The sequence below is a fragment of the Duncaniella sp. B8 genome, assembly GCF_005304985.1.
Lineage (GTDB): Bacteria > Bacteroidota > Bacteroidia > Bacteroidales > Muribaculaceae > Duncaniella > Duncaniella muris.
This window is the reverse complement of record NZ_CP040121.1, coordinates 1,292,435-1,305,973: the sequence shown is the minus strand read 5'-3', so window position 1 is coordinate 1,305,973 and position 13,539 is coordinate 1,292,435. Positions and strand designations below refer to the sequence as shown.

At 52.8% G+C, this 13,539-nt stretch carries 8 protein-coding genes; 2 read left to right on the top strand and 6 right to left on the bottom strand.

Translation table 11 applies throughout. The features are described from left to right. Positions 1-45: 45 nt before the first annotated feature. The 6 genes from FDZ78_RS05755 to FDZ78_RS05730 form a co-directional block, all read right to left on the bottom strand. Positions 46-627, bottom strand: coding sequence for a hypothetical protein (locus tag FDZ78_RS05755; protein WP_123397895.1), 582 nt, complete (start codon positions 625-627; stop codon positions 46-48). Between the two features lie 174 nt (positions 628-801). After that, complete coding sequence (locus FDZ78_RS05750) at positions 802-1,533, bottom strand: MBL fold metallo-hydrolase (protein ID WP_136408205.1); 732 nt, start codon at positions 1,531-1,533, stop codon at positions 802-804. A gap of 105 nt (positions 1,534-1,638) precedes the next feature. Next, entirely contained in the window at positions 1,639-4,890 is a 3,252-nt protein-coding gene (locus FDZ78_RS05745) for a glycoside hydrolase N-terminal domain-containing protein (protein WP_136408204.1), read from the bottom strand. Between the two features lie 361 nt (positions 4,891-5,251). Beyond that, positions 5,252-6,184, bottom strand: a complete 933-nt coding sequence (locus FDZ78_RS05740) for a hypothetical protein (protein ID WP_136408203.1) — start codon at positions 6,182-6,184, stop codon at positions 5,252-5,254. Between the two features lie 39 nt (positions 6,185-6,223). Next, entirely contained in the window at positions 6,224-8,320 is a 2,097-nt protein-coding gene (locus FDZ78_RS05735) for a prolyl oligopeptidase family protein (RefSeq protein ID WP_136408202.1), read from the bottom strand. Between the two features lie 1,339 nt (positions 8,321-9,659). Further along, positions 9,660-10,673 carry an FAD:protein FMN transferase gene (locus tag FDZ78_RS05730; RefSeq protein WP_136408201.1) on the bottom strand — a complete coding sequence of 338 codons (1,014 nt, stop codon included), beginning with the start codon at positions 10,671-10,673 and terminating at the stop codon, positions 9,660-9,662. A gap of 455 nt (positions 10,674-11,128) precedes the next feature. Between FDZ78_RS05730 and FDZ78_RS05725 the strand changes: the two genes are divergently transcribed. Both FDZ78_RS05725 and FDZ78_RS05720 read left to right on the top strand, forming a co-directional pair. Then, positions 11,129-11,680, top strand: a complete 552-nt coding sequence (locus tag FDZ78_RS05725) for a DJ-1 family glyoxalase III (protein ID WP_136408200.1) — start codon at positions 11,129-11,131, stop codon at positions 11,678-11,680. Between the two features lie 783 nt (positions 11,681-12,463). Then, positions 12,464-13,531: a glycosyltransferase family 4 protein gene (locus tag FDZ78_RS05720; RefSeq protein WP_136408199.1), complete on the top strand. Its 1,068-nt coding sequence runs from the start codon at positions 12,464-12,466 to the stop codon at positions 13,529-13,531. Positions 13,532-13,539: the final 8 nt, after the last annotated feature.

Genomic DNA, 13,539 nt, shown 5'->3' with positions numbered 1-13,539 from the left:
GGTGTTGGTGGATGATTAGAGGTCGTTGTTTTTTTAAACAACCTCTTATTCGGCGGGACGGTGTTCGAGCGGGATTTCTTTTACCGGAGCCGTGGCGCTGACGGTGTCGGCCTGGGCCTTGGCGGTGTCAGCGGGTTCGCTGCTCTGCGCTGTAAGCGAGCCGTCCTGCATGGCGTCATAGTTGGAGAGTTTTTCGCGGAAGGCGCGGGCTATGGAGTCGAAATCGAGTCCGGTGCCGGCCCGGCGGGCTTTCTCGAAAGCCGCACGGGTGTCTTTGGGGTTGACGCTCAGGGCTATGTCATAGACATCGACGTATTTGCGCACGGTTTCCAGTGCGCGTCTCGATTCACGCTTCGACTGGGCGTCGGAATAGACCTTGACAAAGGCACTGAGCACCTGCACGGTCTGTTCGGGGGTGAAGTCGTCAACGAAGAGCGACATGCTGTCAGCCATCGCTGATGCCTGCCGGAGATTTCCGGTGGAGAGGGCTTCGGCGAGCTGCGATTTCTGTCCTTCGACTGTTTCGGCGGTGGCTGCGGGAATCTCGGCAGTCTTTTTGCCTCCGCAGGAGGTAACTATGATGGCGCTTGAGGCTATTACGGCCAGGAGGACTATCAGCTTTCTCATTATCGGGCGGGTTGGTTATGTTGCTTAAGGCAACTATTATAATATGGTAAGAGCACAAAGTTACAAAAAATGTTCCTTACAAAAGTAAAATTTTTGTAAAGAACATTTTCATGGGCTCGAATGGGCTTTAGAGAGCCCATTCGAGCCGGTATGGTTTGAAGAATCCGATGGGTGTCAGCCTTTGATCTCGACGTTCATGCCGGGGCGGTCGAGGCAGTAGCAGCGGGTGGCGTTGCCTACGGGGACATAGGTGTTGAAGTCACAAGCTTTCTGCGGCTCTCCCCAGAAGTGCATCGGGAAAAAGTTGTCGACCTTGACTTTCGAGAGAAAGATCTGCGCGCCTTTGGCAAAGTCAGTTCCCATGCGGGCGTCGACCGGAAACATGGCGATCTTGATTTCTGGGATCTCTTCGGCTATGCGGTCTACTATGACCTTGAACCGCTCTTCGGCCTTGGCCACTTCGCGTTCGGTCGATTCCTCGCTCCAGTGCCAGTCATTGAGGTCGCCTGCATGGAAGATGACGCTCCCGTCAGTGAGGGTGATGGCGTAACTTACGCCGGTGTCGGTCGATCCGTAGGCTTTGACCTGGGTGGTGCCGGGGATGCTGTCGATCACGTCGCCGGCCGACATCCAGGCAACTGAGAGTCCCGTCTTCGGGACGAACTTAGAGAAGATGTCGTTGGCCAGGATGTAGGTGCGCTTGCGGTCCTGGGCCAGTTCGAAGATCGAGGTGTTGAAGTGGTCGGGATGATGGTGCGAGACGAAGAAGAGCACGAGCTTTTCAGGCGAGTCGCGCAGCACTTTTTCAAGTTTTTTGTCAGGGTCCTTGTAGTAGTCGAATACCATCACCGCTCCGGGGGTGGTCAGCGCGAAACCGCTGTGGTCGAGATATGTTACAGTAATCATAATTGTTGGTTGTTAAAATTCGATGCCGGACAGGTCCGGAATCCTGTTTTTGTCAATGAGTACTGCAACTATAACGCTGACGCGCCCTGCGGAGTTCAACGGCTGTCAGCAGCCGCCTATGAGGATTTTGCTGACGGAGTTGCCCTGGCGGCGGATGTAGATGCCCGGCTGCGGATCTCCGCTGACCGGACAGCCCTGGAGGTCGAAGAGTCTGACGGGCGCTTCGCTGTCAGGGGTGCCGAGCTCAGGAGTGTCGATTCCGGTTGTGGTGGAGGCGCCGAGTGTTATTGAGGCGTTGTTGGGAGTGCCGGCGGGGATTGTCAGCAGGTAGCTGTCAGTCCGGGGTTCATAGAGCAGGGCTGATGAACGGCTCTGATAGGGTTTGCCGTCGATATAGATGCCGTTGTCCGACATGTTGGCGGCATGGATGCGGAGCTGCACACCGCCTTCGCGGATGGCTTGGTTCAGGCCGTCGGCGATGCGGATCTCTGTGATCTCTCCTTCTTCCCATGAGATGTCGACAGTGAAGTTGCCTTCGGCCTTGAGTCCTTTGACAGAGCCAGTGGGCCATGTGGAGGGGAGGGCGGGGAGAATGTCGAGGGTGCCGGAGTAGCTCTGCAGGAGCATTTCGCCGATCGCGGCCGAGATGCCTGCTCCGCCTTCGATCTGGAAGGTGTGTTTGCAGGTGGTGCGGAGGTCGGGGGTGATACGTTCAGCCATTCCGTAGGCGAGCTGACGCAGGGCGAGGTCTCCTTTGAGCGAGCGGGCGTAGCAGCACATTTTCCATGCTGTGTTCCATGCGGCGTCTTCACCGCCGTCGGCATCGGCGCGTTTGAGCAGGGCCTTGTAGGAACCATTGAAGTTAGTGGGGTCGCTGTCATAGGGCGATACCTGGCCCAGTGGGTAGAGACACATCAGGTGGGAGAGGTGACGATGGGTCGGCTCGGAGGTGAGGGCTCCTTTCCATTCGCACTGTTCGCCGTTGACAATGTCGATGCCGTTGTACATGCGGTCGATATATGACTGGCAGTTGGCGGCTTCAGCAGTCTTGCCGAGGATGACGGCCGCATCGCGGGTGTTGCAGAGGTGCTGATAGACGAGTTGCTGGGCGTGGACTGCCACAGATGTGCCTCCGGCAAGTTCGGGCGAGTAGTTGTTGGGGATTTCGAGAAGTCCGTCGCCGTCGGTGTCACGCAGATAGCCGAAGTAGAAGCGGGCGGCTCCGTAGAGGGTGTCGAAGAAGTCGGCGAGGAACTGGCGGTCCTGTGTGTAGAGATAGTGCTGCCAGATGTGGGTGCAGTTCCAGGCGGCTGCTTCGGTGTATTCGCCGTTGTAGACGCCTGATGCCCCGAAGGTGTTGGTGGCGAAGTGGTGGGTCCATCCGCCTGTGCCTGCCACGAGTTTGTCGGCATAGCCTTTCCACTGTGTGGCCGCCATCTTTTTGAGGTAGTTGAGGAAGGGCATGTGGGCTGAGGAGATGTTGGTGTTTTCCGCGGCCCAGTAGTTCATCTGGAGGTTGATGTTGGCGTGGAAGTCGCAGTTCCATTGCGGGCTTTGGTTGGCCCAGATGCCCTGGAGGTTGCTGGGGAGGGCGAGATCGCCGCGTGAGGAGGCGAGGTTGAGGTAGCGGCCCATTGCGAAGAGGAGCATGTCGATCATTCGGGTCCGGTCGTCGGAGTCAGCGGCTGTGGCTGTGAAAGCGCCTTCGTAGTGCTGTTTGAGCAGTGAGGTCGGGGCGTTGTTTGTGGCTTCGGCCAGTTCGAAGCGGGCGGCGTTGAAGAGGGGGCTGTATTCAGCTATGTGATTGTCATATAGAGCTTGCCATCCGAGGGCCGCGGCGCTTTCTACGGTTGAGCGGACGCGCTCGGCAAGACGGTTGTCGCTCTCGCCGGAGTAGAAGGTGGGCGAGTCGATGTCATAGTTTGTGCCTACGCCGAAGACCACGGTGATCTCATCGGCATCGGTCACGCTTACGGTGCTGCCTGAGGTGGTCAGCGAGCCGCCTTTCTGAATCACTTTGAAGGTGAGGTTGAAACGTATTCGGCAGTTGGAGGTGTTGCCGGAGGTTGCAGAGACGAGACCTTCAGAGCCGCTGCCGGCTATGCTTGATTCGAAAGAGTAGTTGAGTTTGACCTCGCCGTTGGTGGTGAAGTGGAGCACTCCGACGTCATTGGCGCGGCTGACGAGATATTCGCGGGTGTAGATTTTTTCTTTTCCGCTTGCTGTCCAGCGGTTCATGGCCGAGGCCACGGCTGTTGTCAGGTCGAGCTGGCGCAGGAAGGTGCTTCCGTGGGCCGGGCTTTCGCCGCCGCGTGTAATCTTGAGTGCGCCGATCGGACAGTAGGTGCCGGTGTTTACATATTTGTGGTCAGGGTCGGGGTTGGAGTCATAGTTAGTTTTCTCGTTTATGAGTATGCCTTCCGACTGGTTGCATTCGGTGGCTATGCCGAGGCTTCCGTTGCCAAGGAGGAAAACATTGCTGTAATTGGCTCCGTAATTGCCTACATCGACGGGGTTTCTGCCATAGCCCTCTTCGTTTGACCAAAGGGTCAGCGGTTCATCAGGGATGTATGGCAGAGCATTGGAGCATCCGAGCATGGCTTCGGGGAAGGTTGCGGAAAGCGGGGTGTTCGGTTCTTCATCGGCGGCGAGTTTGCGGACAGTAAGCTCTACGGGAACTCCATTGACTGTGCGGACAGACAGAGTGTAGTAGCCGATGACCGAGAGTGTGATGCCTGCGTTTGTGCCGGGGGTGAGGCGGAGTGTGCGGCTCTGCGAATCAGGTGAGTCTGTGAATGATGGCTGCTCTGCGATGCCGTAGGTCTGCCCCTCGAAAGAGAGTGCGCCGATTGTGATGTCTTTTTTGTTTCGGTTTAAGGTTCTGTTGCAGGTGAACGTGGCTGATGCTATTCCGCTGTCATCTATGAGGGTGATGTTTTTTGAGTCTATGGTGGTGGTGATGGGTCTTGGGGGGTCGGGGACGAGGAATTCCAGGTCGATCGAGCTCTTGTCGGCCGAGAGAGTGGCGCGGAGCTTGTATTTCTGGCCGGTCTGACCTGTCTGCAATGATCCGGAGGCGTTTTTCTTGAATGTGAAAGTCTTGTTGAGGGGCGACTTGTTGTAGTAGTCTTCCCAGCCTTCCGGATTATAGGTTGTCCCCTGATATTCCAAGGCCCACAGGTGGCCGTCGGTAATGTTGCCGACATACTGGCTGTTGCCCGTCGGGTATAGGCGGCCGGCTTCGGTAGGATCAACGTTCCAGGTGCCTTGCTTGACGATGATTACGTCTTCTTGCGCAAGCGATGTTGACGAGAGTAGCAATGTGAATAGCAAAAATAGGTAATAGCGTAGAAACATGAGAAGGATTGATTATAATTTAGAGGGTGTTTCATAACAACAGTTAAAAACTTTCGGAGGCGATTGTATTGTCTTTTTGGAAATAGGATATTCCATTTGTAAAAAATTTTAAGTTACCTGAGCCTTGGTGTCTCTTTTGCTAAATTGTTGAAGCTCGTCAGTCGCATAGCTCGCTATGCTTCTTCCTCCCTTGCAACAATTTATCTAAAAGATACACCACTCAGATTTTGACTCTTGTTATGAAACACCCTCTTAAGGTAAGAATGTCAGGCGGGTTGTCGGTTTGCAGTTGAACGAGAGAGGAGGTCAGGTGTAGAGCGGGGAGAGGAGAGAGAGCGGAGAGGTCTGTCAGACCTTGGGATCAGCGGCGGAAACGTTTGAGGAGTCCGTCTTCAAACACGAGGTAGATGCCGTTTTCGTAGAGCCAGACTTCGCGCAGATAGGAATTGTCGGCTCCGCGGTCCACTTCGTGTGGTGCACCGAGGGCAAGGCGGCATTCCTCGCGGGTCATTTCGAGGGCCACGCGGCCGTTGATGATATTTTCCCAAACGGCATCGCTGATGGCGGGATATTTCAGGCGCGGGTCAGTGAAAGAGAAGAATACCGGGAAGGAGCGTGGGGTGTGGCCGCGTGGGCCGGGATGGAGGAAGATACGGGCCGAGTTGCCGAGAAGATCAGTGAAAGAGACCTTGATCGGGTAGATGTCGTTGCCGGGAGTCACGGAGTCGACGCGGATCTCTACAAACTGGCGTCCGCTGACCGAGTTGTCGGCGTCGTCGCGCCAGGTGCGGGTCATGACATAGAGTTTTTTGCCCCGGAGCAGAGAGTCGGCCGAGTTTACCAGGCTCTCCTGGATGGTAAATGGCACATGCAGGTTTTCCTGGTTCATGACTGATGCAAGCGGCCGGTTGATGCGGTAGACGAAGCGGCGTCCGTCAGGGGCAACGAATGTCAGGTCGGTCACAGAAGTGCCGACTATCGAGGGGGCTTCATGCACGTCAAGAAACTCGATGGTGCTTCCTCCGAGCGAATCATAGGGCGTGGCGGTTGCTCCGAAGATGAGACGGATTTTGTCGTCCGTGACGAAAAACCTTTTCCCCGGCTTCCACTCCGGGAGGGGGCTGTCGGCCACGTTGGCCAGAAAGGTGTCCTCCGGAGTGGAAACTATGTTTTCGCGCCGCACATCGCGCTCCGAGACTTTAGGTGTGTATTCCACGCCTGTGAAGCAGCTGTGAAGTGCTATGGAGAGTAATGTTGCGGTTATGAAAAGCGGGAGCCGGTTCAGTGGTTTCATCAAGTGTTGGATCCTCGGAGAGGTGTGAATGGGTTCGGTTTATTTAGGCTCGATTCCGAGGTTTTCGAACATGAAAGAATACATGTCGGTGTACTCTTCGAGCACTTTGGCTATGGGTTTGCCCGCTCCGTGGCCGGCCTTTGAGTCGATGCGGATGAGTTTGGGAGCGTCACCGGTGTCGGCGGCCTGGAGGGCGGCGGCATATTTGAAGGAATGGGCGGGCACCACACGGTCGTCATGATCGGCCGTGGTGACAAGGATAGCCGGATAAGGAGTGCCGTCGTTGCGTATGGCGTGGAGGGGCGAGTAGTCAAGGAGATATTTTGCCATTTCGGGCGAGTCGGCGCTTGTGCCGTAGTCCGAAGCCCAGTTCCAGCCGATGGTGAAGAGGTGGTAGCGCATCATGTCCATCACGCCTACACGTGGAATGGCTACCTTGAAGAGGTCGGGGCGCATGTTGACTGAGGCTCCCACGAGAAGACCGCCGTTGCTGCCGCCTTCTATGGTGAGGAAGTCAGGAGATGTCCAGCCTTCCTTGACGAGATATTCGGCTGCTGCGATGAAGTCGTTGAACACGTTGAGCTTGTTCATCTTGGTTCCGGCCTGATGCCATTCCTCGCCGTATTCCGAGCCGCCGCGCAGGTTGGCCTGGGCGTAGATCACGCCGTTTTCGAGGAGGAAGAGGCGGTTGGCCGAGAAGCCGGGAGTCAGCGAGACGTTGAAGCCTCCGTAGCCATAGAGATAGACGGGATTCTTGCCGTTGCGCTCAAGGCCTTTCTTGTAGGTGAGGAACATGGGGACTTTTGTGCCGTCAGCCGAGGGATAGAACACCTGTTCTGTGACGTATTCGCCCAGGTCCACGCCGTTGATCTCGGCCTGGAAGATGAGTTTGCTTTCGCCGGTTGCCATGTCATAGGCATACTGTGCGGCGGGAGCTGTGAATGATGAGAAGCTGTAGTAGACTTCGCCGGGATGCTTGCGTTCGGTGTAGACTGATACCGATCCGTAGCCGGGAAGCTTTACGTCTGCCTCCTTCTTGCCGTTCATGTCATAGATGGCCACCTGGTTGGCTGCATCTTTTTCATAGGTGAGGAAGAGTTTGTCGCCTGAGAACTGCGCGCCGGTGAGCACTCCGTCGGCTTCGGGGACGAGCTCTTTCCAGTTTTCAACAGACGGGTTGGCGAGATCGGCCACCATTAGGCGGTTTTTGGGAGCGCCGTAGGAGGTTACGATGTAGATTTTGTTGTCGATTACATCGATGACACTATTGTTATAGTCCTGAGAGGGGAGCATGTCGGTCCAGACACCGTTTTTGCGCACTTTAAGCGCATCGCCCACACCGGCACCTCCGATGTGAACGAAGGTCACAGGCTGCGATTCGGCCACCTGTGCTCTGTGGAAGTGGAATGGGTGCTGCGGGTCGCTGAACGCTATGGTGTCTTCGCTCTGGGGAGTGCCGAGCTTGTGATAGTAGACGAGGTGGTTCTGGTTGGCGTTGGAGAATTCCTTTCCTTCTTCCGGCACGGGGTAGGCGCTGTAGTAGAAGCCGTCACCGTCCCAGGAAGCATCGGTGAACTTGCCCCAGAGTATGTGGTCAGGAAGGAGTTCTTTGGTCTTTGTGTCCATCACGAAGATTTCGGTCCAGTCTGAACCGCTGCGGCTGATGGTGTAGGCTGTGTATTTGCCGTCTTTTGACTGGAAGACTCCTGTGAGGGCCACTGTGCCGTCATCGCTCAGGGTATTGGGGTCGAGGAAGACTTCGCGCTCGGTGCTGTCAACGGTGGGTTTGCGGTAGAGCACCGACTGGTTCTTCAGGCCGTCGTTTTCGAAGAAATAGAACATGCCGTCATGTTCCCGATAGGTCATGCCGCGCTTGACGTAGTTGTTGAGTTCGGTCAAGCGGGAGTTGATTTTCGAACGGAATGGGATTTTCGAGAGGTAGTCTTCGGTCACCTTGTTCTCGGCTTCGACCCAGCGGAGGGTTTCGGCTGCGGTGTCGTTTTCGAGCGGACGGTAGGGATCAGGTACTGTCATGCCGAAGATCGTGTCGACTGTGTTGTCAGACGGGGCTGCCGGATAAGCGAGCTGTTTCTGATTGGAGCATCCGGCTAATGTGCCTAAAGCCAAGGTTGTCATAGTGGCGTAAGCTAAATTACGGGAAAGTGACATGGTGCTTTGGGGAGATAATGATTTGATTGAAAAAATGAGGCTTCTTGTATAGCCTTTCCGCAAAAGTACGACTTAATTTTTAATCTTACACCCTACATTTGACTTTTTTAGAGGGTGTTTCATAACAATAGTTAAAATCTGAGCGAGAGATTTGAGATGGATATGGCTCTGAGTTGAAGGAGCATAGCGAGCTATGTGACTGAAATGAAGAGTCATAGCCACTCAAAGCTTTCGGAGATGATTGTATTGTCTTTTTGTAAATGGAATATTCCATTTGTGTAAATTTTTAAGTTACTTAAGCCTTGGTGTCTCTTTTGCTAAATTGTTGAAGCTCGTCAGTCGCATAGCTCGCTATGCTTCTTCCTCCCTTGCAACAATTTATCTAAAAGATCACCACTCAGATTTTAACTCTTGTTATGAAACACCCTCTTACCTTTGCAACATCATTGTTGCGAAAGCCCCGAAAGGGGAACAATGACAATTCGCCCGGCAGCTTGTCGGAAGTTTTCTTTTTTTGTGTGAGTGGTTACTCACACAAAAAAAGCGACCCCGGAAATGTGACTTTCGGGGTCGCTTCGTGTATTTTTTTCGTGTGTCCTTTCGATAATTGCTTGATTATCAGACGGTGTTGCGGTGGGAACGAATCTGAACGCTTTGTTCTGTCCTCTGACAGTGACGTTCAATGTCCCTCGGAGTGAGGAGGGGTATCACTCCGCACTCTACGATTACCAGATTTCTCGGCGATCGTTGTTGTGGTCGGGGTGATACATGAGGGCTGCTGATTCGCAATACCACTCGATGGCTTTTTTTACCATTTTTGTTACTTTCATAATGTGTTCATTTTAAAAGTTTAACATACATGGGTTAATTGATTGTGGAATGCGCGGTGAGGTGGCGCTTCCGAAAAAACTCTGCTTCAGAGCGATCTTTCTACTTGGTCTCTTCGTTGATACGGATGGTACAGTCACCGGTGACACGGAAACTGTCACTTGAGCCGAGTGAGCGGAAGATGTTGTTGACATCTGCTCTGAGAACCTTAAGCATGTTGGTCATAGTTGCAGAAATTTAAATTGAACCTAAAAACAATCTTAAAATATAGTTGCTCTAATTTATTTATTCTGTGCGTCCTCTTGAGAGGCGCTTCTGTACTATATACGCTTAAACCCGGTGCAAAGTTAGATTAAATTTCTGAATTTATGCTATAAAAATATGTTGTTTAACATAAAATCGGGCTAAAAAGGTGCTCTGTCAGCTGATTTGCAAATGTTAATTAACAATGTTAAGTAATCTTAAAATCGCTGATTCGCTATTTTCCGGCGGGAAATCCGGAGGTGGCGGAGGCTACGAAACTTGAATCAGCAGGGTTGAGGGTGACGAGCAGACCCTCCACACCGTCGAGCCGTTCGAGCATGGCGAGTGCCTCGCGGGAGTTCATGGCCATGCATGAGGTGGCATAGGCATCGGCAAGCATGGCATTGGGAGCTATCACGGTGGCGGAGAGCAGATCTGTGTGGGCCGGACTGCCGCTGACCGGACTTATAGTGTGCCAGATTCGCCCTGCCGATGTGGTCTTGAAGTTGCGGTAGTTGCCTGAGGTGGCGATTCCGGCGTCGGTCAGACCGATGACGGTCATACGTTCGTGGACCACGGCGCTGTCGTTTTCAACCGGGGCGTCGACCATGATGTGCCACTTGTCACCGCGCGGATTTTTACCGGCGAGTGCGATCTCGCCTCCGATTTCGACCATATAGTCGGTGCAGCCGTTGCGCCGCAGCATCTCGCCTACAAGGTCACAGCCGTAGCCCTTGGTGATGGCCGAGAAGTTGAATTCGGTCTGCGGTGACTTCTTGCGGATGTGGCCTGCGGAGTCGATGGCGCAGGCCGCGATGCCGACCAGGGGCATAATGCTGTCAATGGCCTGCTGCGAGGGCTCAATGCCTGTCTTGCGGTAGCCGAAGCCCCAGAGGTTGACAAGCGGGGCCACAGTAGGGTCGAATGCGCCGGAACTTTCGGCGTTGACCCGGACAGAGGCAAGGAATATGCGCCTGAGCATGGAGTCGGCGGTAAGGTCTTCGCCTCGGTTGATGCGCGAGATCAGAGAGCTGTCGCAGAAGGGCGAGAGCGATAGCTCAACCCGGCGCATCACGGCTATGACCGAATCCTGCAGATCGCGGTCGGCGCAGTAGCTTATATTATAGGTGGTGTTCCACACTCCTCCCTGAAGTGTGCGGTAGGATTTCCCTCCCTGACAACTTGCAAGGCTGAGTATGACGGATACAATCGGGAGTATGACGGCGCAGTAGCGGCTTATGGTTTTCATGAATAAGTGGTAAATTTTCTTCAAAATTACAAAGAATCTAAAAATAATCAATAAATTTGTCTTCCCCGTGTGTTTCTCAATAGCCGGATATAATCATCAATACATAATATATAATATAAGAGGGTGTTTCATAACAAGAGTTAAAATCTGAGTGGTGTATCTTTTAGATAAATTGTTGCAAGGGAGGAAGAAGCATAGCGAGCTATGCGACTGACGAACTTCAACAATTTAGCAAAAGAGACACCAAGGCTCAGGTAACTTAAAAATTTTCACAAATGGAATATACTATTTACAAAAAAACAATACAATCGCCTCCGAAAGCTTTGAGTGGCTATGGCTCTTCATTTCAGTCACATAGCTCGCTATGCTCCTTCAATTCAGAGCCATATCCATCTCAAATCTTTCGCTCAGATTTTAACTATTGTTATGAAACACCCTCTAAATAAGAGCTGCTTATGAAAAAGACTTATCTTTTCCTCGCTGACGGCTTTGAGGAAGTCGAAGCCCTTGCCACTGTCGATCTTCTGCGCCGTGCCGGAGTGGAAGTCGAAACCGTGTCGATCAACAAGACTCTTGCAGTAAGAGGCGCCCACGGCATAGAAGTGGCTGCCGATACGATGCTTGCCGATTGTGAGCCGGAAGCGCGGATGCTTATCTGCCCCGGCGGTATGCCAGGAGCGTCAAATCTGGCTGCCAATGCGCGAGTGTGTGAACTGCTTTCAGCCCAGCATGAACGCGGAGGCAAGATTGCTGCTATCTGCGCCGCTCCGGCTGTGGTGCTCGCGCCGCTCGGAATCATAGACGGCTATGATGCCACCTGCTATCCCGGATTCGAGGAAGGTCTGGCAGCCGGAGGTGCCCGCCACAAGAACCAGCGTGTGGTTGTGGACCGCGATGTCATCACCGCCAACGGGCCGTCATCAGCAATTCCTTTCGCGCTTTCAATCATCAAGGCTCTTGACTCGCAGGCCAAGGCCGACGAAGTAGCTGCCGGACTGCTGCTTTAGAGGTTGTTTTTTTGATAGCCTCTTGGCTCCAGCTTTCCGGAATGCCGTCTTACAGCCCGATCCGTCACACCAGACAGATCGGGTTTCTTTTTTTAATTGATTGTAACACAGAATGATGGTTGCGATTGCAGATTTAGTGAAGTAAGATTGTGGTTTCGTTTCGAAATTAAAATTATAAAATTTGAAATTTTATTTTGGTAGATTGGTTTCTTTTTGTAAATTTGCGGCCGGGTGATAACACCTTCGGGTTTCGTCATCCGGGATTAACGGCTACAGAAAAGAAGATAGATAAGAGCAATATTAAGATGATAGATATGATGGTATAGAGAAAGGTAAAGAAAATTGATGAACAATACACAATTGGTATGAATCTGTAGAATCGCCTTAAATCCTGACCATGTGTAGCTCTCAGGCAGAGCACACAATTGAACCCATCGGGCCGGCTCCATGTGAATGAAGCCGGCCCCAAAATTTTTCAGAGGTCGTTTAGAAACAATAGTTAAAATCTGAGCGAAAGTTTTGAAGTGGATATGGCTCCTTCCTCATTTGCAATAATTTATCTAAAATATACACCACTCAGATTTTAACTATTGTTTTTAAACGACCTCTCAGTGCGATTACCTGCTGATGCCATGCAATATAAGTGTAGGGTAAAGCGTTTTAATATCAGTTAACACTGATCAGATGCCATAGTTTGCTTTTTAAGCCTTTTCTCCTCAGGACTTTTGCTCGGATTTTAACTATTGTTTTTAAGCAACCTCTTAATCGAGAGTATCTTTAGGAATGAAATTCAAAATGCCGGATGTATTGGTGCTTGCCACCTCGCGCCATAGTCACGGAGGGATCTCCTCTGTGGTGATGGCCCATGAGCGTACACGCCAATGGCGGGAACACCGTTGCCGCTGGATTCCTACTCACCGCAGCGGTTCGATGCTGACCAAGCTTGCTTATCTTGCAGCAGGCATGACGCAGTATCTCTGCTTTCTCCCCTGGTGTCGGATAGTCCATATCCACACCAGCGAGCCCCCGTCGGCAAGACGCAAATGGCTGTTTGCCCGATTGGCGCTTCTTGCCCGTAAAAAGGTGGTGGTGCATTTTCACGCCTTTGATATGCAGTCGACCATCGAAAGTTCATACAAGGAAGTCTACAGGAAACTCTTCGGAAAATCTGATCGGCTGTTGTTGCTGTCACCCACATGGGAACGGCTTGTGGGTTCCGTCTTTGATCTCCGGGGCAAAATGACTGTCCTTTATAATCCCTGCCCGCAAATCGACAAGGACGGCATTGCGGATGCATCAGTCGAATACCGAAGAATACTTTACGCCGGAGTGCTAAACAGACGTAAAGGCTATGCGGAACTGATAAGGGCCTTCGCTCGCATAGCACCGCGTTTCCCTGACTGGAAACTGGTGTTTGCCGGAAGCGGTGAGATTTACCATGCGAATGCTTTGGCCGGAGAATTAGGCATTGCATCTCAGGTCGAGTTCACAGGATGGGTGGCAGGCGAGACCAAGGACCGTCTTTTTCGCAAAGCTTCGGTGTTCTGCCTTCCAAGCTATGCCGAGGGATTCCCTATGGCGGTGCTGGAGGCATGGGCCTACGGGTTGCCGGTTGTGGCCACTCCTGTCGGAGGTCTGCCCGACATCGTGACTGACGGCCGCGAGGCTCTGCTCTTTGAGCCGGGCGACTGCGAGGCTCTTGCCGGGCAACTTGAGAAACTGATGTCAGACAGTGGTCTGCGCGAGCGGATGAAGGTGGAGTCACTACGCCTTGCGGATGAAGATTTTAATATTGAAACTATAGGCCGCCGGCTTGGAGAGATCTATGACTCTCTGCTGCGGCAGGAATAAAACAGATG